We start from the raw sequence: 25724 nt of genomic DNA, 5'->3' as shown, positions 1-25724 counted from the left end.
GGTAACCCGTTACCGGTGGAAAATAAATGGAATCCTCCTCCCGGCTGAACACCCTAAAGTAGTTTACCCGGCTCCTGGCATTCGTTTATCCCTGGGTAATGACCATCAATACCCGTCTGGAGAATGGACCAGACAGGCCGTTTGCGGACCAGGAAATCGTTCCGAGGGCTACAGGTGTTTGACAACCTTTGCCGGAACCCCGGCCACCACCGTATTCGGCGGGACATCCCGGCTGACGACCGCCCCGGCCGCTACGACAGCGTTCTCGCCGATGGTTATGCCGGGCAACACAGTAGCTCCCGCTCCAATCCAGGCGTTGCGCTTGACCACGATGGGACGTGGTATCAGCGTTTGACGGTCACTGGGATCAAGCGGATGGTTTTCCGATGTCAGATTGACGCGGGGGCCAATCTGTACGTCATCTTCAATCGTAATACCGCCAATATCCAGAAAAGAACAGGCGTGGTTGATAAAGATGTTTTTGCCCAGCTTGAGAAACTGGCCGAAGTTGGTGTAAAACGGTGGGAAAATCGTCGTTGACTCGTCGATCTCATTCCCAATGATGGCACTCAACTGCTTTCTTACCTGATCTACGTCGGTGGCGGTGGCATTCATCTGGACGCATAACCGGATGGTGCGGGAAACGACTTCACCAAATTCGCCGTAATCTGGATCATCCTTTCGCAAAAATTCCCCCGCTCGTAGCCGCTCAAAAAGGTCTGAGCTGGCTGGTCGTTGTTTCTCAGTCGTTTCACTCATCTTTTCCACAAATCCTATATATCAGTTAGTTTTTGAAAGCTGGCTTATCGCCCTTGGTTCCGGGTTTTTCCATGCCGAGGCTTTCGTTAACATGCAGCCTTGGGTTCTCAATAAGTTTTACCACCAGGTCAGCAACGCTTTTTCTGGCTATTTCTGTCCCAGTGACCGGTTCGCCTTTTTGAGTTAGGGTATAATCAATCTCATCGGTATCGGTGTACCAAGTCGGTCGAAGGATTGTATACACCAGGTCTGATGCTTCAATGAGACGAGCCGCTTTTTTGTAGCGCTCCAAAATCGGGCCGATCATCCGCTGGTTCCACCGGCCAAAAGCGCCGGGCACTTCGTCATAGATACCAAGGGCTGCGATGAAGACCAAGCGCTTAACACCCGCAGCCTGCATGGCCATCACCGTCTGCTCAGCGATAAGATCTTCCTGCCCGTTGATGTTGACGTAAACCAGGTCCTGTCCCTGCATGGCTGTACGGGGCTTCTGCGAATCCAGAATATCGCCTTCAATGAGGTTCATCCGGCTTGTATTGAGGTCGTTCAGGCGGGTGGTGTCACGCAGATACAGCGTGAGACGAATCGAATCGGTATTGACGAGTCGGTCAATCACGTGCCGGGCCACGTGTCCACCGGCACCAAGAATTAATACGTGAGTCATGCTACTTTTGCTTAGATAATGCTTAAGCCGCCATCCACTGAGATGGGCTGGCCGATGACATAGCTGGAGGCTGGGCTAAACAGCCAGAGTACGGCGTCAGCAACTTCGGAGGCTTTCCCCAACCGTTTGGCAGGTGCCCCTTCCGTGGTTGCCTCCCTGGACAGATCGCCATCGGCAAACATTTTATCAACCATCGGGGTCTCGATAGTACCCGGGCAAACGGCATTGATCCGGATGCCTTTGGGGGCGTATTCGATAGCCGCACTTTTGGTAAGGCCCAGTACACCGTGCTTGGCAGCAATGTAAGCCGAACGGCCAGCTCCCCCAACCAGTCCCCCAATCGAGGAGTTGTTGACAATCGCCCCGCTGCCCTGTTTTTGCATGTGCTGGAGCTCGTACTTCATGCACAGCCACACCCCCTTCAGGTTTATAGACACAACTTTGTCAAAATCTTCCTCCGACATCTCCGCCGTGTTGGTATTGGGGAGCATGATACCGGCGTTGTTAAAGGCAGCATCCAGTTTGCCGTATACAGTCACCGTGCGGTCAATGGCCGCTTTCACCTCGTCGGCAGACGTGACGTTGCACTTTAGCGCCATGGCTTCTCCGCCGTTGGCCGTAATTTTGTCCACTACCACCTGAGCCGCTTTTTCATTCATGTCGGTCACGACGATTTTGGCTCCTCTTTCGGCGGCCAGCAGGGCAACGGCTTCTCCCATACCCATGGCACCACCGGTTACAAATACGACTTGTTCGTTCATGTTTTCTTTTAGTAGGGGGCTACTGGTTTTCAGTAGGACCGGTCTTCATCGAACCGCATGCCAGTTAGCGGTTCGATGAAGCGGAGGCCGTCCTCCAGTACCCTGGCCTTTGGCTATTTCTGAGTGCCCTATGCGAGCTTCTGCATGACTTTATCGGGGGTGATGGGCAGGTCTCGTATGCGCTCTCCGGTGGCATTGAAGACCGCATTAGCGACAGCTCCGGCAAACCCGATCAGGGCAATTTCACCCATACCTTTCGCCCCCATCGGGTTGATGATCGGATCAGGCTTATCAATCGTGATGGTCTCAATAGCCGGTACATCGGCATGAACCGCTACGTGATAATCCGCCAGATTGTTATTGACAAACCGCCCGTACCGGTGATCGATGACAGCTTCTTCCGTCAGGGCCATGCCGATGCCACCCGCTACCCCGCCGATCATCTGGCTGGCCGCTGTCTTGGGACTCACGATCCGGCCCGAATCGGCCACGCTAACGGCTTTGGCTACTCGCACCACACCCGTTAGGGGGTTGACCCGTACCTGCACGAAATGCACCGAGAAGGAATACATCGAGTACTTCTGTTGCTCGGGTCCGCCTTTCGAATCTTTCGTTTTATCAATAACTGTCAGGTTGTTGGCCTGCATCAACTGGCTTACGGCTACTTTTTTAGCAGGGTCATTCTCTACCGAAAGTACGCCATCCGCCAGCGTCAGTTCCTCCGCCTGCCGACCCGATAGGGGGCCGCCTTCTTTCGTCGCCAGTTCGACCAGGGCCTGTTTAATCGCGGTGCAGGCATCGAACACCGCCGAGCCTACCGCCGAGACAATCGCCGAGCCACCCTGAGTAGGCGCTTTGGGTAGCGATGTATCGCCGTATTCTACTTTAATCTTCTCAAACGGAATGCCCAGCACGTTATGGGCGACCATCGTCAGGGCCGTTCCCGTCCCTGGCCCGATGTCGGTCACCGCACTTTGCACTGTCAGCGAGCCGTCGGCTTTTAGTAGAGCGCGGGCACTGGCTTCCCACCGGAACGCACTAAACACGCCCGTACTCATGCCATAGCCGATCAGCCATTCCCCCTCGTGAAGACTACCCGGCTCATTTTTACGGCCATTCCAGCCAATCGCTTCCGCTCCCCGCTGATACGCTTCCTTCAGGTGCTTGCTCGAATACGGGCGGTTATGCTCGGGGTCGGTTTCGGAGTAATTACGTAAGCGAAATTCAATGGGGTCCAGGTTGAGCTTATGAGCCATCTCATCCATGGCAGATTCCAGCGCAAAAGCGCCCGTTGCTTCACCCGGCCCGCGCATCCAGATGGGTACGCTCCGGTCGAGCCGAACCAGCCGGTATCGGGTACTGACGTTCGGACAGGCGTACATGAATTTGGTCATGTTGACGGTTGCTTCGGTAAAGTCCTCATAGCTGGCGGTTTCCGCCGTAGCCGCGTGGGCAATACTCACCAGCTTACCGTCTTTGTCCGCCCCCATCTGAATCGTCTGGACGGTGTAGGGTCGGTGGCCCACCAGCGTAAACATCTGGCTACGGTTCACGACCAGTTTCAGCGGTCGGCCAATTTTTTTGGCGATGGCGACGACCGCTGTTTCCTGGGGCCAGGTCCTTAGCCCCATACCGAAACCGCCCCCCATAAATTCGGTATGCACATGGACATTCTTGGGATCGATTTTAAACGCTTGCGCCATCGCCTGCTGGGTAGCGTTCACCCCCTGCGTTTTGGCGTAGATCATTAGCGTATCTGCACCCGTCCAATGCGCCAGAATACCGTGAAGTTCCATCGGGTTATGCACCTGAATGGGGATCGTATAATTGGCTTCCAGTGTTACGGGGGCCGTCTGAAAGGCATCGGCTTTTCCCCGCGAGTAATTACCTCCCTCAGCCCCTTTGGGAGCGACGCTTTCGGCGACGTGTTTTTGTAAATCGGTCCGGGCAGTTTGTTTGTTATACGTCGCTTTGATCAGCGAAGCCGCGTAGGTAGCCCGTTCAAACGTGTCGGCTACGACGATGGCAATGGGCTGTCCGTCGAAGAGAATCTTGGGGCTGCTCAGGATACGGTACGTTTCCTCGGTTTTTGGCTTAGGCGCAGGGCCGTCGGCTTCACCGCCCACGGGCGCATCCCAACCCGGAATGGGCGGCATGTTCTGGTGGGTAAACACGCCCAGCACGCCGGGCGAAGCCTGGGCTTTTTTGGTATCCAGGCTGGTGATGGTGCCCCGGCCGATCTCGCTGCCCACCAGGACGCAATAGGCCATACCCGGCAAGTCGAAATCAGCGAAGTAGTTGGCCCCGCCGGTCACTTTCAGTCGTCCATCAATCCGATCAATGGGCGGGTTCTTCGTGTCTTTGCTCATGATCAGGCGGTTTTCGTGGCGGTCCTCAACGCGTCAACAATTGAGTTGGGAGCCAGCGTTAGTTTAAAATCGTTCTCGCCGTAGCCTTTGGCCCCTTTCATCGCCAGCGCAGCCGCCTGTTTGAAGTTGGCTTCCGTCGCCGGTTTGCCCTTCAGAAACTGCTCAGCCGCCGTCAGCCGCCAGGGTTTGTGCGCGACGCCACCCATCGCCAGCCGGACGTCCTGTATCGTGTTTCCCTGCATTTTTACACCCGCACCGACCGATACCAGCGCGAAGGCGTAGGAAGCCCGGTCGCGAACTTTGAGGTAGTGTGAATTCTCGGCAAACCCGTTCATTGGCAAATCCACCGACATAATCAGTTCGCCGGGTTGCAGCGTATTGTCTTTCTGGGGCATGTCGCCGGGCAGGCGGTGGAACTCGCTAAATGGAATTTTACGATCGCCTTTCGGTCCCGAAATGTTCACGGTTGCATCCAGTGCTACCAGTGCAATGCACATATCACTGGGATGTACGGCAATACACTTGGCCGAACCGCCAAAAATGGCGTGCATGCGATTATGACCACCCAGCGCTCCGCAACCCGTTGGCCCGTTGACCTGCCCTTTGTCGGGTCGGAATGCCGCACCACCCGCCTGCACCGGGCTTCGCTTGTTACAGGGCATCGAGTTGTCATAGAAATACGAGCAACGCGTGCGCTGCATCATGTTCCCACCCACCGTGGCCATGTTGCGCAGTTGGGCCGAAGCCCCCGCGTTAAGCGCCATCGAGAGGAGGGGAAACTGCTTTTTGACTAGCTCATTATCGGCAACGGCTGAATTTTTAGCCAGGGCACCAATGCGCAGACCACTACTCGTTTGCTCAATCGTTGCCAGGGGCAGCTTGTTAATATCAACCAGCCGCTGGGGAATAATGACTTCGCGCTTCATCAGATCGATGAGGTTGGTGCCGCCCGCCAGAAAGTACGTGCCCGACTCTTTGATGATCGCCGAAATGGCCGCTTTGGGGTCGGTAACCCGGGTAAACTGAAACGGATTCATACCTTAGCTCCTCCTTTTTTACGGCCATGATGGCCTCGACAATGTTGGCGTACGCCCCGCACCGGCAGATGTTGCCACTCATGTACTCGCGGATCTCGTCGGGCGAGCCCGCGTGACCTTCCCGGATGCAGGCCACCGCCGACATGATCTGTCCGGGGGTACAGTAGCCGCACTGAAAGCCGTCGTGTTTAATAAAGGCTTCCTGCATCGGGTGAAGCCGGCCCGTCGGTCCATCTTGGGCTAAGCCTTCAATGGTGGTTACCTGACACCCGTCGGTGGTCATGGCCAGGGTTAAACACGAATTAACCCGCTGTCCGTCAATATGGACTGTACAGGCTCCGCATTGGCCGTGGTCACAACCTTTCTTGGTGCCCGTCAGGTGCAGCTGTTCCCGTAGCAAATCCAGCAGCGTGACCCGGGGTTCGATGCTGAGTTGCTGGGCCTTCCCGTTAACGGTCAGCCGAAGCGGCATCTGCTCAATGGCCAGCGCCATTTTCTCATGGAGATCACTGTCCACTGCTTTTACCGCAGCGGGAGGGGTCAGTGCCCAAGCTGCCAGAGCGGAAGACTGCTTTAAGAAATACCGTCGGGATGAGTCAGAACTGCCTGGCTCATTCTCAAAATGTTTGTTAGATTCCATAAGGCAAGGGTTGATTCCATGATTGACTAGCGGCTTTTGCGTTCCTGTACAGATAGATCGGATTGGTCCCGAATCAGGCGTCAGAGTTATCCGGCTGATTCTACTTCTATTGAACAGGGGAAGGCGTTCACTTGTTGGATTCCGTGACCAAGTTGGCTTTTTCGTTCGGCTTCGGAGCTAAATATTGCGAAAAGAAAGCGGTGAGCTTATCGAAGGGAATCATATCGGTTCGGTCGTACAGATCGATGTGCCGGGCGTTGGGAACGATATAAAGCTCTTTAGGCTCAGCTGCCTGCTGGTAAGCCTCTTCACTAAAATAGCGGGAATGGGCTTTTTCCCCTATGATCAATAAAATCGGTCGGGGCGAAATGGTTTCAATATAGTTCAGCAAGGGAAAGTTCATAAAGTCCATATCGCTGGTTTTGGTAAAAGCCCCAATCGAATTCGGATGAAAGCCCCGTTTCATAGCATAGTATTCAAAGAATTCACTGGCGATGGGGTCCATTCCGGCGGGGATGGTAGTCACCGGTTTACTTGGGAAGGAAGCCGTTAATTCAGGCTGTCCCGTGTCCACGTCTTTCCAACGCTGCCGGGCCAGCTCGTTAAGCGACTTAGTACGCTCTTCGGCCGTCATAGCATTCATCCACCCGTTGCGCTTTACCCCGCTGATATCGTACATGCTGGTGGTAGCCACCGCTTTAATGCGGTGATCAACCTGGGCGGCTTTAAGGGCAAAACCACCACTACCGCAGAGGCCAATAGCCCCAATCTGGTTTCGATCCACAAAGGGACGGGTGCCTAAGAAATCCACACCAGCACTGAAATCCTCAGCGAACACATCCGGTGATGAAACGTGCCGGGGTGCTCCGCCACTTTCCCCGTTATAGGATTCATCAAAGGCCAGTGCGACAAATCCGCGTTCGGCCATGTTTTGCGCGTATATACCCGCTCCTTGCTCTTTTACCCCACCATAAGGCGTACCGACGACCAGGGCCGGATACTTTTTAGACGCATCCATATTTTTGGGCGTGTATAGATGGGCGGCAAGGGGGATACCATACCGATTTTTGTACTGAACATTTTGCTTGGTAACCTTGTCACTTAGCGTAAAGGTCAAATACTCTTTCAGCTGAGATTTCGGTTCGTTTTGGCCTAGTAACCCCTGACTATAAGCCTGTCCTATCATCAGCAGAAAGGCGGCTAGGGCTATAGTTAACTGGTTCATATGGTTTCTGATTTGATTCATGGTTAAGTTTATTCCAGAGCAAAGCTGACCGTTACGTTTCCTGATCCCAGGGCAGCCGCCAGTCCTGACGGGTTATCGATGCGGCCAAGCTTGGTATAGCTGTACGAGGTCCGAAATGACTCATAGAAGAGCACCAGCGTGTTAGCCCCGTACAGCGTTAGATCCCCTGCCTGTATCGTACCGGGATTGGTCGCATTTGTAGGTAAGCTATTGGATAGATCGGCAAACTTTTCGTTCCCATTCAGTTCTTTCATAGAAAGGGTTAATGGCAAGCGGGTTTTGAAAGCGGTTACGGTTGGGTTGCTCAGCAGCGTCGCGGTAAAGGTGCTGGAGCCAACCCGAATCCGTAGCCGGTTGGAAGAACTATCGGTCACTGGATTCAGATCGGGGCTGACGGGGTTGGGCATACTGGGTTGATCGGCGGGGATTGGGCTGTCTGTTTTGCAAGCCATACTGCCCATGATAAATACCAGGAAAGGCAGCAGGAATAGCTGGGTCCGTTTCATACGTGTTGAGTTTGATTTACTTCATGGACAGGCGATTAGTGCTAACTTCGCTAATCACACCGCAAAATTACCCGGTAGCCTTAGTCCGGCTTTTATACATTTTACGGTTTTACTTACCACTTTTACTGATACCATCGTGAGGCATGGTTTCGGGCTGTAGATTTGACTAAAAATCGGCTGGCAGGAGTACCAGCAACGGCTGACCGTCGTACTCCGCCCCGAACCGTACGCTATGATAGTCTACGACACGATCAAAAAATATGCGGATGCGTTCAACAACAAAACCCAGCACCCGCTCATTAGCCTGGTTGATTTTAATCAATCAATCCCACTCCCACGAGCGAAGTTTACGATCAGTTTTTATGCCATTATTCTCAAAGAAACCCGCTGTGGTGATTTGCGGTATGGGAACCAGTATTATGATTATGCCGACGGAACGATGGTCTTTTTTGGGCCAGGCCAGGTGATTACCAATGAACCTGAGGGCGAGATGCATCAGCCCTATGGCAAGGCCCTCATCGTTCATCCCGATTTGATCAAAGGCACCAGCCTGGGTAGACAGATTCACGAGTATTCGTTTTTCAGTTACCAATCTCACGAGGCCCTGCATTTATCGGAGAAAGAGCGAGCGGTTGTAACGACCTGTTTTGGCAACATTGCGACTGAAGTGGGCCATACGATTGATCGCCACAGTAAAGAGCTGATTGTGGCCAACCTGGAATTGCTTCTAAAGTATTGTTCCCGCTTTTATGACCGCCAATTCATTACCCGTGAGCATATCAATCATGGTATCCTTGAGCAGTTTGAACAGAAACTGACGGAGTATTTGGTGGGCGAAAAGCTCCGTACCGAGGGGATTCCAACGGTTTCCTACTTTGCTCAGGCGTTACACCTGTCGCCCAATTACTTTGGTGACTTAATCAAGAAGGAAACCGGCAAGACGGCCCTGGAATTTATCCAGCTTAAGCTGATCGATCTGGCCAAGGAACGAATTTTTGATACGGGCAAATCCATCAGTGAAATTGCGTATGAACTAGGGTTCAAGTACCCTCAGCATTTTACTCGTTTCTTCAAACAACAGGTTGGCACCACACCCATTGCCTATCGAAGTGGATTGAATTAGCACGTTTGGAAATGTTCACATCGGTTCCAACATCAAATCGATCCAGTAGGCGTTGGATTAAATCCATTAGCTACCAGGTGCTGTTCAACCAATCGAGGGGAAGAGCACAATACAAACGACTAAACACATGAAAAACCTAGGGGCACGGACAGGCTTTCTCATTACGCTGGGCCTGGTAAGTCTTTGCCTGGCTCCCTGCCAGGCGCAAACGCAGGGAAGCGGGACAAAATCGACAACGGCGAGCGCTATTTTTCCCAACGGGGAAAAGGGGTCCGCCCAAACCTTTACCGGTACGGTATGGGTTCAGAATCTGGTAGCAACCGATTCCATTTATCAATTGGCTAGTGGCAGCGTTACGTTCGAGCCGGGGGCTCGCAGCTTTTGGCATTCACATCCGAGTGGGCAGATTCTACTGGTAACGGATGGGGTTGGCTACCACCAGTTAAAAGGCGAGCCCCGGCAGACCATTCGGAAGGGGGACGTAGTGAAGTGTCCGCCGAAAATTCCTCATTGGCACGGCGCTTCCGCGGACAGCCCCATGACCCACATTCATATTGTACCCAATACCGAAAAAGGGATTGTTAACTGGCTTCAGGCCGTCACGGATGCTGAATACCATGGGGCGAGGTAGCTATTCAAAGCCGTGACCGGTACACGAACTCACGTTTACTGTAAAATAAGAAAAGAGAATGATTTTAGACGAAACCTATACGCTATCGAATGGCGTAGAGATCCCCAAACTAGGTCTGGGAACCTGGTTTATTAGTAATAGCGATGTTGTACAGGCGGTCAAGGATGCGGTACAAATCGGTTACCGCCATATTGATACGGCTCAGGCCTACCAGAATGAAAGCGGAGTTGGCGAAGGCATTCGGGCCTGTGGGGTAAACCGGGAAGCACTGTTTGTGACCACCAAGCTGGCTGCTGAAGTAAAGTCGTATCAGGAAGCCGTGGCGTCCATTGATGGCTCGCTTCACCGGTTAGGGCTTGAGTATATTGATCTAATGATCATTCATAGTCCCAAACCCTGGGCAAAATTCAGTGGGAATGATCCTTATTTTGACGGAAATCAGCAGGCTTGGCGAGCGCTTGAAGAAGCCTATAGGACGGGGAAACTTCGTGCCATTGGCCTGTCAAACTTCGAACAGGCAGACATTGCCAACATCCTGGGCTCATGCTCGGTGAAACCAATGGTCAATCAGATTCTGGCGCATATCAGCAATACCCCTACCGAATTGATTCATTATTCGCAGGAAAACGGCATGCTGGTGGAAGCTTATTCCCCCATTGGCCACGGTGAGTTGTTGAAAAACAAGTCCATAACGGCTACCGCCCAAAACTATGATGTTTCGGTAGCCCAATTAAGTATCCGGTATTGCCTACAGCTTGGTCTATTGCCATTACCGAAGACGGCCAAGCCGGAGCATATGAAAACTAATGCAGCCGTGGAGTTTGTTATCTCGGAAGCGGATATGGCTACCTTAACGACAATGGAACAAATTGAGCATTATGGCGAGGCAAGCCACTTTCCTGTATTCGGCGGAAAATAAGCCTGAAAACCAATCATGCCTATCCCCCTGTTGTGGTCAATCACCAGCTTGTTAGGCACAATTAGCCTTTAGTAGACGAACTAGTTAAACCGTTATGAACATCACAAGAATAGGATCGCAACCCTCGGATAAAGGGCCAGAAGACTGGTTTACGGGATCGGTACGTATCGATCCGTTGTTTGCCGCCAACGAGGCAAGACGTGGGGCAGCCGCCAGCGTTACCTTTGAACCCGGGGCTCGAACCGCCTGGCATACCCATCCGCTCGGTCAGACGCTCATCGTGACGGCTGGTTGTGGTTGGGTACAGCGGGAAGGTGGCCCTGTCGAAGAAATCCATCCGGGCGATGTGGTTTGGTTTGAACCGGACGAGAAGCACTGGCATGGCGCTACGGCAACCACGGGGATGACGCATATCGCCATCCAGGAAAATCTAAATGGGAAACAGGTGGAGTGGCTGGAAAAGGTGACGGATCACCAGTATCAGCCTATTAACTAGAGGAGTTGACAGGAGCCATTACCAAGAAGGTAGTTGCTCCTTTTTAGTAGAAAACCAATCAAGCGAATCTGTCTCAAAATACGCTCCCTCGTGAGACGAAAGGGGCCTCATCTATATGTTCACTCAGCCAAGAGCACGAAGTGATTAGTAACTTTGCGAATGAGCTCGTCCGTTATGCCGGTTACAACCGTGGAGCAGCAGGCTTAGTGGGCTTGTCCCAGGCATTAGCCCCTTGCGCATGCAGCTTCCGTTTGTATACTTTATCACCACAGGCTGCATAGAGGATATCGAAGTTAGCCCCACCAAAACAGATGCTGGATACTTTTCCATTAGGAGTCGGTAGAATTGCATTAACCCGACCCGCCTGATCGCATAGTTGAACGCCCATTCTAGTCGCCACATATAATCGCCCGTCACGATCCGTTCTGAGGCCTTCTGCTCCTGCATCGTCGGCGGTATCAGGCGAATGCAGCCAGTAGTATTTCTGTTTATTAGCCAGCGTTCCGTCGGGCTTAATTGAAAAGCTATATACCCAATGTGAGCGCTTATCGGCTACATAGAGCAGCGTTTGATCAGGCGAAAGCGCGACCCCGCTGGCAGAAATAAGGCCCGCGTCGACCTTAACCTTTTTGCCATCGGGTCGAATGAGCCACACGATACTCTGCTCACTAGCTGCTGTAGACGGACTGGTAGCATACCCATTTCCATTGCTGGCAACTACACTCGTATTCACCTTGCCATCAAACCGACTTAGTTTGTCATCCAGACCTACTTTCCATTGTTTTCCCCCCGACCCCTCTCCAAAAAATACCTCTCCTTTGGCATTGGCACTTAGCCCTTCTGCAAACTTGTATCCTTCTCCAACGAGCTGCCAGCCTTCAGTAGGCAGCAAAATATCGGTAAGCATCTGATTTTTCGAAGTTCCCGTTTTGACTGGCTCGGGCCAACCTTTCCATAGATAGCGCATGGCATCAGGAAAAATCGCGGTTCCATGTTTACCATTATGGCCTCCTTCGCCCCAGACATGCTGCACCTCATAGCCCGAAAACGTCAAGGCTCGTTCCAGGGTTTGGTTGGCCATCCACCAGTCTCCTCCGTAGATGTTAAGGTCGTTGGCACCGTCCTGTAGAAAAATGCGAAGCGGCTTAGGTTCAAACTTCCGGATGAGTGTATGGTCGCGATCGGCCCCGCGTAAACCGACATAGGTGCCAATAGTGCTGAACACCCGGCTAAAGGCTTCAGGACGCTCCCAAGCAGCTGTAAATGCACAAACTGCCCCGCTACTTGATCCACCAATGGCGCGATCATTGCCATTGTGAGAAAGGTGTATGGCTCGCCCGTCCGACGTTTTTCTGGTCTCTACATCGGGCAGAAGTTCTTCCAGCAAAAAACGGGCATAATTATCACCCAATCCATCATACTCAAAACTACGATTGAACCGATCAAGGGCCGTATCGGGGTTATCCGCCTTGACGCGTCCATGCATGACAAATACGCCAATCGTAACGGGCATTTCTTTTTTATGAATCAAATTATCAAAAACTGCCGGAGCCTGCCACTGAATTCCATCCTGATTTATATAAACACAAGCGGATTGAGAAGGCTGATATTGGGCAGGTATGTAAACCCAATACTCACGCCATGTTCCAGGGAAAATTTTGGACGTTTCAAACGTAAATTTGAGGACTTCGCCCTTAGGAACCCCATCCTGTGGCTGAGCATCAGGGTGAACTGGGTAAGAATCGGATGTTTGGGCTAAAAGCAACAACGGGAAAAAGGACAAGAAAACTAAACAAAGGGTTTTCATGTAAGTGAGTTTAGGGGTTAAAGACCACCAAAAGGATTCATTTACAGAGATTTACTGAAAAATAAGTCTAAGCGACTTCAACCAATTATCCAGTAAAAACGATCACTCATCCAGCATGTAAAGAATTCGTTAACTATTGATAATCAGCGACATATCAATGAGGACTACACGTTAGAACAGTATACCAGACAATTCCGATGGCAAATCATTCCGTGTTATGGAACATGCCAAGCGCTATATAAGCCTCTATGCCGAGATCGAATAATACAACTCTATTTATCCATTTGATAGCTCAATCGGCACCGACTTACCAAAGCCTTCTCGTAGCGCAACACGGGCCGCATGGTACCCACACATGCCATGAACGCCCCCACCTGGAGGAGTGGCCGATGAGCAGATAAACATACCGGGTTCTGAGGTTTGGTAAGGCGATAGCGCAATGGTCGGGCGGGTATACAATTGGCCAATATCGATGATTCCTCCGTTAATGTCGCCCCCAACGTAATTCGGATTCCAGGCTTCTATCTGTGCCGTGTTCATGGTATGACGAGCCAGAATTCGGTCGCGAAAACCCGGTGCGAACCGCTCAACCTGCTTTTCAATGGCGTCGGTACGGTCGAGGGTTGAGCCATTGGGTACGTGGCAATATGCCCAGGCGGTTTGCTTATCCGCCGGAGCACGAGTCGGATCGAACAGACTCTGTTGAGCCAACAGAACAAAAGGTCGGTCAGGATGCTGCCCATTATAGGTACGTTGTTCAGCGTCGACAATTTCTTCGAGCGTACCACCCAAATGAATCGTTCCGGCCCGATGGCAATCAGGCGCCGTGAACGGAATAGGGCCATCCAGTGCCCAATCTATTTTGAAGATACCCGGTCCGTAGCGGTAATGTTCGAGCTGTTTTCGGTAAATCTGATTCGTCAGCCCATTCGAAAATCGATCCCCGACAACAGACAAAAGTTGCTTCGGTGTAAGATCGAAGAGCACAACCCGCGATTTAGGCAGATCATTCAGGGAACGAACGGGCCGATCAACCTCAATGCTCCCCCCTATCGATTTAAAATACGAAGCCAGCGCATTGGCAATTGACTGGGCACCACCTTTGGGCATGGGCCAACCGTGAAGGTGCCCCGCCGTCATCAGCACCAGCGCAATGGCTGCCGTAGTCAGATTTGTCAGTGGCTGAATCGAATGAGCCGCCATGCCCGCCCACAATCCTCTTGCCTCTGTCGTTTGAAATCGATTCGCGACAACAGTTGATGGAAGCAACGCATCCAGACCAAACTGAGCCAGATCGAGCGGGTGTTTAGGAAAACGTAGTGGCCCCAGCACATCGGCAGCCATTGTAGGCCAATGCCGCACAACAGAATCGAACAGTTTATGATAGGCTCGTTCGTCAACCCCAAGGGTTTGGGCGGTTTCGGCTACTGAGCCAACCAAGGTGGCTGCATTGCCCGTATCAAACGGATGAGCGGCTGCAACAGGTGGGTAAATAAACTCCAGCCCGTGTTCGGCTAAGGGCAAACTCTGGAATAAAGGCGAACCAGCCGCCAATGGATGAATTGCAGAGCCAATGTCATGCACAAAACCAGGAAGCGTCAGTTCAGCAGAGCGCGCACCTCCGCCAATTGTTGGTCTGGCTTCCAGGACAATTACGGATAGACCAGCTCGCGCCAGCACAATGGCCGCACTTAAACCATTTGGCCCAGAACCTACAACGACTGCATCGTAATCACGCTTCTCCATCAAGTTTACTCCTGTTTATCCCTGTCGATTTGCGGCACTGCACCAAAGATACCGAAACCAACCATGCGCTGTATTGAGTCGAGATTTCAGTTAGCAGTAAACCAGCAATTTATCCTTAAATCAGTGTGGTTACAACGAATGAACTGGGTCTGCCTGCACGCTTACCATTCCCCGAACAGATCGTAATCGGTCGTGTATGGTCGTAAGCCATTGCTGGTGCCGCACCCGGATAATAAGCCAGCCGCGGGCTTGTACGCCATCAGCCTCAAAATCCAGTCGGGCAATTTGGCAGGCATCGTCCTGCGGGATGGCGTTGGTAACGTCGTTAACAAAATTCAGTCGGTCGAACCCAGCGACTCGGTAGCTTATCTGGTGCCAGTTCATAGTGTTGGCTGACCTACTTTCTAAAGAGATCACCTGCTTTTCGATTTTTAATTCGACAATTGGAAACTTTTTATAAATCCCCTATATTTATAGACAAAGGTGGCTATCAATTTTTCTTTTCACAAGAAATGATACAAAAATCTGAAAAACAGACTTTTACCTAATACTCTATCGAGATATACCAGTATACGTTGCAGCCTATAAGATTTACATTTTCCTTTACGTCAAGGGACACAATCCATTAACTACCCACAAAAATGATTTCAAAAAAAGCGAAGTACGCCATCAAGGCGCTGAAAGTGCTAGCCCAGGAATTTGGGAATGGGCCTGTGTTGATTGCCACTGTTTCGGCTCAGGAAAACATCCCAAAAAAATTTCTGGAAAGCATTCTGCTCGAATTACGGAATCATGGTATGCTACAAAGTCAGAAAGGGAAAGGTGGTGGCTATAGTTTGAGAATCGAGCCCGAACGAATCAATCTGGCTCAGGTAATTCGGGTAATTGATGGCCCAATTGCGCCAACACCCTGTGTCTCACTCAACTTCTACGTCCGATGCGATGACTGCGACGATGAAGAAACGTGTGAAATCCGGCCCATCATGGTCCGTGTGCGCGACGCGAATCTGGCCGTCTACGAAAAAACAACCCTCCGAATGCTCATCGAAGGGGCTGTTCCTGTTAGTTTATAAATGAACTAAGCAGCCTGAACTACGCTTGCCTGGTTACAAGCGTAAAAATGAACCGTATAGTATAGTTATGAAAAAACGAATTGGTAATTCAGATATGTTGGTAGCCCCTTTGAATTTGGGCGGGAATGTGTTCGGCTGGACGTTGGACGAAAAGGAATCGTTTGCGATTCTGGATGAGTTTGTAGCGAATGGTTTCAATTTTATCGATACAGCCGATGTGTATTCCGCCTGGAAGCCTGGTAATCAGGGTGGCGAATCAGAAACTATTTTGGGCAAATGGATGCAGCTTCGGAAAAATCGAGATAAGATCGTGCTCGCCACCAAGGTTGGCTGGGATTTCGGAGACGGTCGAAAAGGCATCAATGCTACTTATATCCACTCTGCCATTCAGGATTCATTACGCCGGTTGCAGACGGATTATGTGGATCTGTATTATACCCATATCGATGACGAAGTAACGCCAGTGGCAGAAACCCTGGGTGCCTACGCTGAATTGATTCAGGCGGGTAAGGTCCGCTACATAGCGGCTTCCAATGTAACGGCACCTCGTTTGATCGAATCGCTGGAACTGGCTCAACAATCGGGACTTCCCCAATACCAGGCGCTTCAACCACACTACAATCTTCTGGAACGACAATCGTACGAAGAAGTCTTAGCCCCTATTGCTAAACAATATAATTTGTCGGTGATGCCTTATTGGGCATTAGCCGCTGGTTTCCTGACGGGTAAATACCGATCTGAAGCTGATTTAGGAAAGAGTGTGCGCGGAGGTGGAGCCAAAAAGTATCTGAACGATAAAGGCCTTGGCGTGTTAAACGCGCTTGATCAGGTTGCTGCTAAACACGACTCGCAACCCGGCACGGTTGCTCTGGCCTGGCTACTGGCGCAGGATCAGGTTCTGGCGCCCGTTGCCAGCGCGACATCCAGTGCGCAATTGAAAGGCTTATTTGATGCAACTCAATTGGTACTGGATGCTGATGATCTGCAACGTTTGGATAGCACGAGTAAGTAAGTGAATAGTTTTTGTCATTTCGACGATAGGAGAAATCTCAAAATTCCTCATTAGGCAAGCTTGAGATTTCTCCTATCGTCGAAATGACAAAAACTATCTAGTGTTTTCTATAAATGGAGAGTCAAAACAGATTCAGCCCTAAATCTCGTAATAACCTATAATTCAACCCCATATCACCACCTACATCAGTTAGATATCCGTATCCCCTACTCACTTTTCAAAACGTCTACCGGATTACTCTTAGCCGCCTTCATCGTCTGTGAGCCGATCAGTAGGAAGGCGATTAGCAAGACGACCAACAAGCCAGCTAGCAGCTCGACGACATGCACTGGTGTGTGATACGGGAAACGGGTAAGCACCATGTTTTCGAAGAAAAGGTACGTTATGGGCAGTGCTATAAGGGCCGATATTGACAGTTGTACGAGAAAACCACGGCTCAATAAGTAAATAAGGCTACCAGAACTTGCACCCATCACTTTACGAATACTGATTTCTTTCAGCCGGGTTTCGGTCGTGAACGCCACCATCCCGAACAAGCCCATCGATGCGATCGAAATGGCGAGGAAAGCCAGAAAGCCAATGATCTTGATCATGGTCGAAAATTCGCTGTAAGCTTCTTCAATGGCTTCGTCATAAAATTCAGCCTGAAAAGGATGTACACGATCGATTTTCTTCCAGGCCGACTCAATCTTGGCTCGGGTTGCCAGCATGTCTTTGCTTTGTATTTTGGCATTGATAACGGCTCGATCTTCGGGCGTCCAGAACATGAAGGCTACCGGTCCAATGAGGTTGTCGACTTTGCCATAGTGGAAGTCTTTCATGACCCCAATAATGGTCATCTTGCGTGTTCCATGAAAGCTACTAAAGGTGATCTCCTGCCCAATGGCTTTCTCGGGGTCATTGTTCGCAATGTTAAATCGCTTCAAGATTTGCTGGTTGACGATCACCTCTCTGGCGGCTGCGGTCGTTGTAGGTCGCGCCCTGAAATTTCCTCCGGCAATGAGTTTATAGCCATGCAACGGCAGGTAGTTCTCGTCGACGTGGTTGGTCATCACCAAAACAGAGTCGCGTGAATCAGTATATTTCATATAGCCACCCCAGGCGTTTCCAACACTAGTCACGATCAACGACCGGGATAAGGACGTTACTTCGGGCATTTCGCTCAGTTCTTTCAAAAACGCATCAGGCTTGTTGCCCTGCATATTGATGTTCAGTATGTTTTCGGTATTGAATCCCAGATCGAAGGCCAATATGTTTTTATACTGCACATAGCCGATGGCGGTTGTTGTAATAAAGATCAGCGTGAGCGTGTATTGAACCACTACCAGAGCCCGCCGAAGTGTTAGGTGTTTGAATACTTTTACAGAGGATACATTCCGGAGCGCATTGATCGCACTGACTTTTGAAAAGAACAGGGCAGGCATGAAGCCAGCAATAACCCCTACGGTAATTGAAAAGATGATAAAGGTGATGACCATAGTGGGCGTAAGTTCGAGTTTCACCGTGTGTTGCATTTCCGGGGCCAGATTTATCAGTTGCGGCCGCAAAACAAGAAATAGCACGAATGAAAGAAATAGGGCTGCCAGAGAGATCATGATGGCCTCGGCCAGAAACTGTTGCCACACCTGACTCTTCCCGGCCCCGATCGCCTTACGAATACCGACTTCCTTAAAGCGTCGCATGGCGCGTGCCATCGACAGATTGGTATAATTAAAACAGGCCGACAGAATCACCACGAGTGCCAGCCCGCCCAGTATCCACAGCACAATTGGCGGCATATGAGGGCCCATAGACCCAGGCCCGCCTTCGGAGCGACGGAGATTCTCGCCAACCACGATCTTGTTTAACGGCAGCAGTTCGAGCTGGATTTTCGTGTTTTGGTCAGCTCGGTTTTCCTGCTCAGCAATGGCGTCGAGCTGCGTTTGGATTGAGGCTTTGTCGGCGTTCTCTGGCAGCAGGAGGTACACCGAGTTCGACGACATGCTGGTCCATTTTTCGAAGTTGTGGTTGTTTCGGTTGAGTTGCTCGGCCGTCGACAGTGAGACTAACGCTTCGAAGTTGATGTGCGAAAAGAAAGGAACGTCTTTCATGACGCCAGTCACCTGATAGTCAAGCGTATCGAACCGAATTGCCTTACCCAGTGCCGATTGGGTACCGAATAGCTTTTTCGCTGCCGTCTCTGTCAGAACAATCGAGTAAGGGTCTTTCAGCGCTGTTTCAGGATTGCCTTCCAACATCGGAAAGGTAAAGACTCTGAATACAGACGGATCAGCCCAAAAGCCTTTGACCGGGAGGATATTATCGCCAACCGTCGCGTCCTGCGAAAAGTCGTTACGTAGAATCGCCACCTGGTCAATGCCAGTGACCTTCGCCCGAATAAGCTTTCCGGTCTTTAAGGATGTGGTAGCAAACTTGCCGCCCTGTTCCCGATTTTCGGTCAGTACGCTGGTGATGCGGTAGATTCGCTCCCCATTCTGGTGAAACCTGTCGTACGAACGCAGGTCGAGTACGAACGCGATGAGCAGTAACCCGACGGACATACTGATGGCAAGACCAACAATATTGATGAACGAGAACAGCTTGTTATGCAGTAAGTTGCGTCGTGCTGTTTTGATGTAGCTTCCGATCATGATCCAGTTGATTAACCTACTGCAAGTATACCTGGCAACTATAAATCGAATGAAAAAATGGGTTGAATTGAGCTAAAAATGGGATGAAAAATGGACAATATTTCCAGGCAGTAAAACAATATGGCCTACTTTTCGACTCTTAGCATTCCTGTAAAGCCTAGACTTTTTTTATCATCCCGACGAAAGGAGGGATCTTAAAGCATCCCTGCCAGAGAACTAAAAGACCTTAAGATCCCTCCTTTCGTCGGGATGACAAAAAACCATATAACTCACATTATCTTCTAGTTTTCATTAATTAACGTACTGCCTGTAACGAATCTCTGGAAGCCAAGTTTCCAGCTTTGAAAGCTGTCCTGTATCGTACAGAATATGTCCGTTAATGGACAAGTCTTTCTGCTCTGTTTTAGCCCAAAAGCCTCTAGATTCAATCAGAATGACCTTTTAGGGAGTTGGCAATTTATTTGCTATACAAATGTGGAGCATATAAGTCTATGCCAGAATTTACGCCATCATATAGTTATGAAAGGCACGCAACTCGGTGAATTTGAGGAATTGATTCTGCTAACCATTGCCCTGCTTTACGATGACGCCTACAGCGTGGCCGTTGTGGAAGAACTCGCCCAGCGATTAGAGCGGCCAATGAGTCTAGGGGCCGTCCATCGAACCATGCAGCGGCTGGAAGAAAAAGGACTCGTACAGTCCCGTTTCGGCGAGTCAACAGCTGAGCGGGGAGGTCGGCGCAAACGGCTCTTTACCGTCACCACAGCAGGCGAGCAGATTTTGCAGGAAGCACGTAAAGTCCGTAACGACTTGTGGGCGGGCATTTCTAAAGCCGCTTTTGGAGGAGGTGTCGTATGAACGAAGAACAGTCAACCCCAAAGCGTGATGCAATTCCTCGTCCTCCCCGCTGGGCGCAATACTTGATGGAGCGTATTACGGCTTCACATCTATACGAAGAACTCGCGGGCGATCTGGATGAGCTGTTTCACAAACGAGGTCGGCGTTACGGATACACTAAAGCCCGGCTCCTGTATGTGTGGGATTTTCTGTTGTTGCTGCATCCCCGACTCTGGCGACGAGAGCCCACCCCCTATTTCAAACCTCGACACACCCGATATAATGACATTTCCAAAACCTTTTTTTTTCACCCTACTATGATCCGTAATTATTTAAAAATCGCCTTTCGTAATCTGCTCAAAAACAAGTCGTATTCGGCCATCAACATTGGCGGATTAGCTGTAGGTATGGCTGTGGCAATGCTCATTGGTATCTGGATAACGGATGAGGTGTCGGCCAATAAGCACCACAAAAATTACGAAACCCTTTATCAGGTCAAAATGCACCAGACCTTCGATGGTCGTCGGGGCACGCAGGATGCACTACCCTTTCCAATGGGCGACGAATTGAAGGCTAAATACCCTGATTTTAAAGCAGTAGCCATGTGCGATTGGGGGAGCAATCGATCGCTGGTTGTTGGTAATCAGAAGTTTTTAAAGGATGGTCATTTCATTGGACAAGATGCCATCGATATGTTTTCGCTGAACATCCTCAATGGTGATAAGCAACCCTTAAAAGAGCCTTATTCAATTGTACTGACGGATGAAACGGCTCATGCCATTTTTGGGAATCAGGACCCGATTGGCAAAATGCTCAAGCTCGACAATACAGTCGACTTAAAAGTGACGGCTGTAGTGACCAAGCAACCCAAAAATGCCACCCTCCAATTTGATTATTTACTGCCCTGGCATCTACAGGAAAAAATGTATGACTGGATCGCCAAATTCCATAAAACGAACTGGGGTAATAACTCCTGGGCAACATACGTCCAACTCAAAGATGGCATCAGTCCCGAGCAAACCAATGCTAAAATAAAAAATGTGGTCTTGTCTCATTTATCGGATAATGCCAATACGGTAAAACTCATCAAGCCCGAAGTCTTCATTCATCCGATGGCCAAATGGCGGCTTTATTCTGACTTTGAGGAAGGAAAAAATACGGGGGGCTTCATTAAATACGTTCGACTCTTTGGCATTTTCGGCTTGTTTATTCTAGTGATTGCCTGCATCAATTTTATGAACCTCAGCACGGCCCGTTCCGAAAAACGAGCCAAAGAAGTAGGCGTTCGGAAAGCCGTTGGATCGGGTCGGGAGCAGTTGATTGGACAGTTTTTGAGTGAGTCTATTCTGATTGCTACTATGGCCTTAGTACTGGCGCTGGTTATCGTCCTGATTTCGCTGCCTTACTTTAATACACTCACCGAAAAAACGATGGCCATCCAGTTCGATAGTCCTATTTTCTGGGTGGTTACGCTGGTGTTTACCTTATTCACGGGTCTGCTGGCGGGCAGTTATCCGGCGCTCTATTTGTCGTCGTTCAATCCCGTCAAGATCTTGAAAGGGGGCGTTCATGTCGGGAAAAGTGCCTCCTTACCCCGTAAAGTGCTGGTGGTTGTTCAATTCACCTTTTCCATTGTGCTGATGATTGGTACCATTATCATTTATCAGCAAATACAACACGGTAAGAACCGACCAATTGGCTTTAACAATAGTGGCCTTATTTCGGTGAATTCTTCCAAAGACTTAATTGAGCATTTTGACGCACTTCGTAATGAACTGCTGGCTACCGGAGCGGTAACATCTATTTGCAAATCCAATTCACCACCAACACAAATCTGGAGCAACAACAATGGCTGGGAATGGAAAGGGTCAACGCCCGAAGAGAAATCGGTCGTTTTCAGTACGATTGCCACCAATTTCGATTACATCAACACAATTGGCATTAAACTCAAGGAAGGGCGTGATTTTTCGCGGGATTTCACGACCGATTCTTCTGGCGTCATTTTAAATGAAGCAGCCGTTAAACGGATGAGTTTAAAGCATCCGGTAGGTGAAATACTCAAATGGAATGGGAAAGCCCGAAAGGTAGTGGGTGTTATCCCGGATATCATGATGGAATCGCCTTACCGGGCTATCTCACCGCTGACAATTGTTTTTGAGAAGGATTGGGTAAGTTTTGTTTGTGTACGTATAAACCCAAGCGTAGCGTCTTCAGTCGCTATTAAAAAAATTGCCCCGATTTTCGATAAGTACAATCCAGGGTTTCCATTCGATTATAAATTTTCGGATACCGAATACGCCAAGAAATTCAGCTACGAAGAACTTATTGGTAACCTGTCGGCCATTATTTCGCTGCTAGCGGTCTTTATCTCGTGTCTGGGTTTATTTGGGTTAGCCTCCTTCATGGCCGAGCAACGCACCAAGGAAATTGGTATCCGTAAAGTACTGGGAGCCAGCGTTGCCAATGTCTGGCGATTACTCTCGAAAGACTTTGTTCAGCTCGTTATTATTTCCTGTTTAGTGGCCTCTCCCATTGCCTGGTATGCCATGAGTCAGTGGCTCAAAGACTACACCTACAAAATTGATATTCAGTTTGGTGTGTTTTTGATGGTCCTTATTATGGCCCTGGCAATTACCTTATTAACGGTTAGTTATCAGGCCATCAAAGCCGCTTTGTTAAATCCCGTAAAGAGCCTGAAAAGCGAATAATGTTGTAACGCGGACGGTTCGGAAACCCGCAATTCTTGGCAGATAAGATAGGCGCGGGTTTCCACCCACGTTACAATAAACCCTCGTACTATGCCCCAAAACCCACCCCGCTGGGTGCAACGCCTACTGGCGCGCATCACGGCCCCGCATCTGTACGAAGAACTCGCGGGCGATCTGGATGAGCTGTTTCATAAGCGAGCTCATCGTTATGGCTATGCCAAAGCCCGGCTCCTGTATGTGTGGGATTTCCTGTTGTTGCTGCATCCCCGGCTTTGGCGACAAGAATCCAAGACGGCCTTCTCACCCCGTCACAGTCGATATAATGATGTTTCTAACCCCTCATTTTTTCAACTTGCCATGATCCGTAATTATTTAAAAATTGCTTTTCGCAATCTGTTCAAAAACAAGTCGTATTCGGCCATCAACATTGGCGGATTGGCTGTGGGCATGGCTGTAGCGATGCTGATTGGCATCTGGATCGATGATGAAGCATCGGCCAACCAGCACCACAAAAATTACACGACCTTGTATCAGGTCAAGATGAATCAAACCTTCGATGGTCGTCGGGGCACGCAGGACGCTATACCGTTTCCGCTCGGCGATGAATTAAGGGCAAAATACCCCGACTTTAAGGCGGTAGCGATGTATGAGCGTTCAGATAATAAGCGTTCGCTGATCGTTGGCAATCAGAAGTTCCTCAAACACGGGATTTACATCGGCGAAGATGCCATTGATATGTTTTCGCTGAACATTCTCAATGGCGATAAAAAACCCTTAAAAGAGCCTTATTCGATTGTACTGACAGATGAAACCGCCCATACTCTTTTTGGGAATCAGGACCCCATTGGCAAGGTTGTAAAAATCGATAATTCGGTCGATTTAAAGGTGACTGCCGTGATCGCCAAACAACCCACTAATGCCACACTTCAGTTTGAGTATTTGCTGCCCTGGCAGTTGCAGGAGGCCAGGTATGATTGGGTGCGGGAACATGCAAAAACGGATTGGCGAAATAACGACTGGGGTGTTTTCGCCCAACTCAAAGAGGGTATTGACCCAGCCCAAACCAACGCCAAAATAAAGGATGTGGTGCTGGCTCACCAGAACACGGACCCTAATGCAAAGAGTCTGGTCAAGCCCGAGATTTTCCTGCACCCGATGGCCAAATGGCGGCTTTATTCTGACTTTGAAGAAGGAAAAAATACGGGTGGCTTCATCAAATATGTTCGACTGTTTGGCATTTTCGGCTTGTTTATTCTGGTGATTGCCTGCATCAATTTTATGAACCTCAGCACGGCCCGTTCCGAAAAACGAGCCAAAGAAGTGGGTGTTCGGAAAGCCGTTGGGTCGGGTAGAGAGCAGTTGATTGGGCAGTTTTTGAGTGAGTCTATCCTGATTGCGCTCCTGGCCCTCGTACTGGCGCTAGGCATTGTCCTAGTTTCGCTGCCTTACTTCAACACGCTGACTGTCAAAACAATGCATATCCAGTTCGATAGCCCTATTTTCTGGGTGGTTACACTGGCGTTTACCTTATTTACCGGCTTACTGGCAGGCAGTTATCCGGCGATTTATTTGTCGTCGTTCAATCCCGTCAGAATTCTGAAAGGCGGTATCCATGTCGGAAAAAGTGCTTCGCTGCCCCGTAAAATCCTGGTGGTTGTGCAGTTTACCTTTTCGGTTGTGCTGATGATTGGCACCATTATCATTTATCAGCAGATACAGCATGGCAAAAACCGGCCGCTTGGTTTTACCAAACAGGGCCTCATTTCGGTCAATTCTTCGAAAGACTTACTCGACCATTTTGAAGCGCTTCGGGCCGAGCTATTGGCTACGGGAGCAGTAGCCTCTATTTGTAAGACAAACTCACCGCCCACGCAATGGTGGAGCAGCAACGGCGGCTGGGATTGGAAAGGATCAACGCCCGAAGATAAATCGGTCATTTTCACGACCATTGCCACGAGTTATGACTACACAAAAACGATGGGAATTAAACTCAAGCAGGGTCGGGATTTTTCGAGAGACTTCACTACGGATTCCACCGGCGTCATTTTAAATGAAGCGGCTGTTAAACGCATGGGCTTAAAACATCCGGTAGGCGAACTCGTAAAATGGGCGGGTAAAACCTGGACGGTGGTTGGGGTCATTCCCGATATTGTTCTGGAATGGTCACCCTACCGTTCCGTAGCGCCAATGACGATTATTTTTGCAAAGGATTGGGTCAATTTTATCGACATGCGCATCAATCCGAACATGTCTCCTTCGGTGGCTATTCAGAAAATCAAGCCCATTTTTGATAAATACAATCCTGCTTATCCGTTTGATTATACGTTTTCGGATACTGAATACGCCAAGAAATTCTATTACGAAGAACTCGTTGGTAATCTGTCGGCCATTGTTTCGCTATTGGCTATTTTTATCTCGTGTCTGGGTCTATTCGGTCTGGCCTCGTTTATGGCCGAGCAACGCACCAAAGAGATTGGTATCCGGAAGGTGTTGGGAGCCAGCGTCACCAGCGTTTGGGGATTACTATCCAAAGATTTCATTCAGTTGGTCCTGATTTCCTGTCTGGTTGCTTCGCCCATTGCCTGGTATGCAATGAATCAGTGGCTGGAAAGCTATACCTACAAAATAAATATCGGGGCTGGGGTATTCCTGATGGTCCTTGCGACGGCGCTGGTCATTACGCTATTAACAGTTAGTTATCAAGCCATTAAAGCCGGTTCGCTCAATCCTGTAAAGAGCTTGAAAAGCGAGTAAACGTAG

The 25724-nt window shown here is 49.9% G+C and carries 20 protein-coding genes and 1 pseudogene; 9 read left to right on the top strand and 12 right to left on the bottom strand.

The window, feature by feature from the left end; all coding sequences use genetic code 11:
- Positions 1–168: 168 nt before the first annotated feature.
- From H3H32_RS01180 to H3H32_RS01145, 8 genes and pseudogenes are all read right to left on the bottom strand, one after another.
- Positions 169–759: a DapH/DapD/GlmU-related protein gene (locus H3H32_RS01180; protein ID WP_182460868.1), complete on the bottom strand. Its 591-nt coding sequence runs from the start codon at positions 757–759 to the stop codon at positions 169–171.
- A gap of 25 nt (positions 760–784) precedes the next feature.
- A complete protein-coding gene (locus tag H3H32_RS01175; RefSeq protein WP_182460867.1) occupies positions 785–1423 on the bottom strand; it encodes an NAD(P)H-binding protein in 639 nt (212 codons plus the stop codon).
- Positions 1424–1434: 11 nt separating this feature from the next.
- A complete protein-coding gene (locus H3H32_RS01170) occupies positions 1435–2184 on the bottom strand; it encodes an SDR family NAD(P)-dependent oxidoreductase (RefSeq protein WP_182460866.1) in 750 nt (249 codons plus the stop codon).
- A gap of 128 nt (positions 2185–2312) precedes the next feature.
- Positions 2313–4553 (bottom strand): xanthine dehydrogenase family protein molybdopterin-binding subunit, encoded by a 2241-nt coding sequence (locus H3H32_RS01165; RefSeq protein ID WP_182460865.1) that lies wholly within the window; start codon positions 4551–4553, stop codon positions 2313–2315.
- 2 nt (positions 4554–4555) lie between these two features.
- Positions 4556–5590, bottom strand: a complete 1035-nt coding sequence (locus H3H32_RS01160) for an FAD binding domain-containing protein (RefSeq protein ID WP_182460864.1) — start codon at positions 5588–5590, stop codon at positions 4556–4558.
- A 13-nt stretch (positions 5591–5603) separates the two neighbouring features.
- A pseudogene (locus tag H3H32_RS01155) lies at positions 5604–6230 on the bottom strand ((2Fe-2S)-binding protein); the annotation flags it as partial.
- A gap of 127 nt (positions 6231–6357) precedes the next feature.
- The gene (locus tag H3H32_RS01150; protein ID WP_240543620.1) at positions 6358–7476 is read right to left on the bottom strand and encodes an alpha/beta hydrolase; all 1119 of its coding nucleotides are present in this window, start codon (positions 7474–7476) and stop codon (positions 6358–6360) included.
- Positions 7477–7484: 8 nt separating this feature from the next.
- On the bottom strand, positions 7485–7982 hold the full coding sequence (locus H3H32_RS01145) for a cyclophilin-like fold protein (RefSeq protein ID WP_182460863.1): 498 nt from the start codon (positions 7980–7982) through the stop codon (positions 7485–7487).
- Between the two features lie 232 nt (positions 7983–8214).
- On the opposite strand from H3H32_RS01145, the gene H3H32_RS01140 reads away from it, so the two are divergent.
- From H3H32_RS01140 to H3H32_RS01125, 4 genes are all read left to right on the top strand, one after another.
- The gene (locus tag H3H32_RS01140) at positions 8215–9105 is read left to right on the top strand and encodes a helix-turn-helix domain-containing protein (protein ID WP_182460862.1); all 891 of its coding nucleotides are present in this window, start codon (positions 8215–8217) and stop codon (positions 9103–9105) included.
- A 127-nt stretch (positions 9106–9232) separates the two neighbouring features.
- Entirely contained in the window at positions 9233–9736 is a 504-nt protein-coding gene (locus tag H3H32_RS01135; RefSeq protein ID WP_182460861.1) for a (R)-mandelonitrile lyase, read from the top strand.
- Between the two features lie 58 nt (positions 9737–9794).
- On the top strand, positions 9795–10655 hold the full coding sequence (locus tag H3H32_RS01130; protein ID WP_182460860.1) for an aldo/keto reductase: 861 nt from the start codon (positions 9795–9797) through the stop codon (positions 10653–10655).
- A gap of 94 nt (positions 10656–10749) precedes the next feature.
- A complete protein-coding gene (locus H3H32_RS01125) occupies positions 10750–11151 on the top strand; it encodes a (R)-mandelonitrile lyase (protein WP_182460859.1) in 402 nt (133 codons plus the stop codon).
- Between the two features lie 181 nt (positions 11152–11332).
- On the opposite strand, the gene H3H32_RS01120 is transcribed toward H3H32_RS01125, so the two are convergent.
- The 3 genes from H3H32_RS01120 to H3H32_RS01110 all read right to left on the bottom strand — a co-directional run bounded on the left by H3H32_RS01120 (position 11333) and on the right by H3H32_RS01110 (position 15088).
- Positions 11333–12958, bottom strand: coding sequence for an SMP-30/gluconolactonase/LRE family protein (locus tag H3H32_RS01120; protein ID WP_182460858.1), 1626 nt, complete (start codon positions 12956–12958; stop codon positions 11333–11335).
- 276 nt (positions 12959–13234) lie between these two features.
- Entirely contained in the window at positions 13235–14704 is a 1470-nt protein-coding gene (locus H3H32_RS01115) for a phytoene desaturase family protein (protein ID WP_182460857.1), read from the bottom strand.
- A gap of 129 nt (positions 14705–14833) precedes the next feature.
- Entirely contained in the window at positions 14834–15088 is a 255-nt protein-coding gene (locus tag H3H32_RS01110; RefSeq protein WP_182460856.1) for a hypothetical protein, read from the bottom strand.
- Positions 15089–15345: 257 nt separating this feature from the next.
- On the opposite strand from H3H32_RS01110, the gene H3H32_RS01105 reads away from it, so the two are divergent.
- On the top strand, positions 15346–15777 hold the full coding sequence (locus H3H32_RS01105) for an RrF2 family transcriptional regulator (protein ID WP_182460855.1): 432 nt from the start codon (positions 15346–15348) through the stop codon (positions 15775–15777).
- Between the two features lie 67 nt (positions 15778–15844).
- On the top strand, positions 15845–16789 hold the full coding sequence (locus H3H32_RS01100) for an aldo/keto reductase (protein ID WP_182460854.1): 945 nt from the start codon (positions 15845–15847) through the stop codon (positions 16787–16789).
- A 206-nt stretch (positions 16790–16995) separates the two neighbouring features.
- Here the strand turns inward: H3H32_RS01100 and H3H32_RS01095 are convergent, their stop codons facing one another.
- Positions 16996–19419 (bottom strand): ABC transporter permease, encoded by a 2424-nt coding sequence (locus H3H32_RS01095; RefSeq protein WP_182460853.1) that lies wholly within the window; start codon positions 19417–19419, stop codon positions 16996–16998.
- Positions 19420–19938: 519 nt separating this feature from the next.
- Here H3H32_RS01095 and H3H32_RS01090 point away from each other — a divergent pair.
- The 3 genes from H3H32_RS01090 to H3H32_RS01080 all read left to right on the top strand — a co-directional run bounded on the left by H3H32_RS01090 (position 19939) and on the right by H3H32_RS01080 (position 25718).
- Positions 19939–20277: a PadR family transcriptional regulator gene (locus H3H32_RS01090; RefSeq protein WP_182460852.1), complete on the top strand. Its 339-nt coding sequence runs from the start codon at positions 19939–19941 to the stop codon at positions 20275–20277.
- Positions 20274–22964: an ABC transporter permease gene (locus tag H3H32_RS01085; RefSeq protein ID WP_220472592.1), complete on the top strand. Its 2691-nt coding sequence runs from the start codon at positions 20274–20276 to the stop codon at positions 22962–22964. The genes H3H32_RS01090 and H3H32_RS01085 overlap by 4 nt, the downstream gene beginning before the upstream one ends.
- Before the next feature lie 90 nt (positions 22965–23054).
- On the top strand, positions 23055–25718 hold the full coding sequence (locus tag H3H32_RS01080) for an ABC transporter permease (protein WP_220472591.1): 2664 nt from the start codon (positions 23055–23057) through the stop codon (positions 25716–25718).
- The last annotated feature ends 6 nt before the right edge of the window (positions 25719–25724 follow it).

This window comes from Spirosoma foliorum (assembly GCF_014117325.1).
GTDB lineage: Bacteria > Bacteroidota > Bacteroidia > Cytophagales > Spirosomataceae > Spirosoma > Spirosoma foliorum.
Note: the sequence above shows the minus strand (reverse complement) of the source record. Positions and strands in the feature narration are given on the sequence as shown.

Excerpts from the sequence above, each read along its gene's own strand:
- H3H32_RS01180 (WP_182460868.1), bottom strand. The coding sequence starts at position 759 with ATGAGTGAAACGACTGAGAAACAACGACCAGCCAGCTCAGACCTTTTT.
- H3H32_RS01125 (WP_182460859.1), top strand. The coding sequence starts at position 10,750 with ATGAACATCACAAGAATAGGATCGCAACCCTCGGATAAAGGGCCAGAA.
- H3H32_RS01095 (WP_182460853.1), bottom strand. The coding sequence starts at position 19,419 with ATGATCGGAAGCTACATCAAAACAGCACGACGCAACTTACTGCATAAC.
- H3H32_RS01080 (WP_220472591.1), top strand. The coding sequence starts at position 23,055 with ATGCCCCAAAACCCACCCCGCTGGGTGCAACGCCTACTGGCGCGCATC.
- H3H32_RS01175 (WP_182460867.1), bottom strand. The coding sequence starts at position 1,423 with ATGACTCACGTATTAATTCTTGGTGCCGGTGGACACGTGGCCCGGCAC.
- H3H32_RS01135 (WP_182460861.1), top strand. The coding sequence starts at position 9,233 with ATGAAAAACCTAGGGGCACGGACAGGCTTTCTCATTACGCTGGGCCTG.
- H3H32_RS01160 (WP_182460864.1), bottom strand. The coding sequence starts at position 5,590 with ATGAATCCGTTTCAGTTTACCCGGGTTACCGACCCCAAAGCGGCCATT.
- H3H32_RS01130 (WP_182460860.1), top strand. The coding sequence starts at position 9,795 with ATGATTTTAGACGAAACCTATACGCTATCGAATGGCGTAGAGATCCCC.
- H3H32_RS01170 (WP_182460866.1), bottom strand. The coding sequence starts at position 2,184 with ATGAACGAACAAGTCGTATTTGTAACCGGTGGTGCCATGGGTATGGGA.
- H3H32_RS01165 (WP_182460865.1), bottom strand. The coding sequence starts at position 4,553 with ATGAGCAAAGACACGAAGAACCCGCCCATTGATCGGATTGATGGACGA.
- H3H32_RS01150 (WP_240543620.1), bottom strand. The coding sequence starts at position 7,476 with ATGAATCAAATCAGAAACCATATGAACCAGTTAACTATAGCCCTAGCC.
- H3H32_RS01100 (WP_182460854.1), top strand. The coding sequence starts at position 15,845 with ATGAAAAAACGAATTGGTAATTCAGATATGTTGGTAGCCCCTTTGAAT.
- H3H32_RS01140 (WP_182460862.1), top strand. The coding sequence starts at position 8,215 with ATGATAGTCTACGACACGATCAAAAAATATGCGGATGCGTTCAACAAC.
- H3H32_RS01120 (WP_182460858.1), bottom strand. The coding sequence starts at position 12,958 with ATGAAAACCCTTTGTTTAGTTTTCTTGTCCTTTTTCCCGTTGTTGCTT.
- H3H32_RS01115 (WP_182460857.1), bottom strand. The coding sequence starts at position 14,704 with ATGGAGAAGCGTGATTACGATGCAGTCGTTGTAGGTTCTGGGCCAAAT.
- H3H32_RS01145 (WP_182460863.1), bottom strand. The coding sequence starts at position 7,982 with ATGAAACGGACCCAGCTATTCCTGCTGCCTTTCCTGGTATTTATCATG.
- H3H32_RS01110 (WP_182460856.1), bottom strand. The coding sequence starts at position 15,088 with ATGAACTGGCACCAGATAAGCTACCGAGTCGCTGGGTTCGACCGACTG.
- H3H32_RS01105 (WP_182460855.1), top strand. The coding sequence starts at position 15,346 with ATGATTTCAAAAAAAGCGAAGTACGCCATCAAGGCGCTGAAAGTGCTA.
- H3H32_RS01090 (WP_182460852.1), top strand. The coding sequence starts at position 19,939 with ATGAAAGGCACGCAACTCGGTGAATTTGAGGAATTGATTCTGCTAACC.
- H3H32_RS01085 (WP_220472592.1), top strand. The coding sequence starts at position 20,274 with ATGAACGAAGAACAGTCAACCCCAAAGCGTGATGCAATTCCTCGTCCT.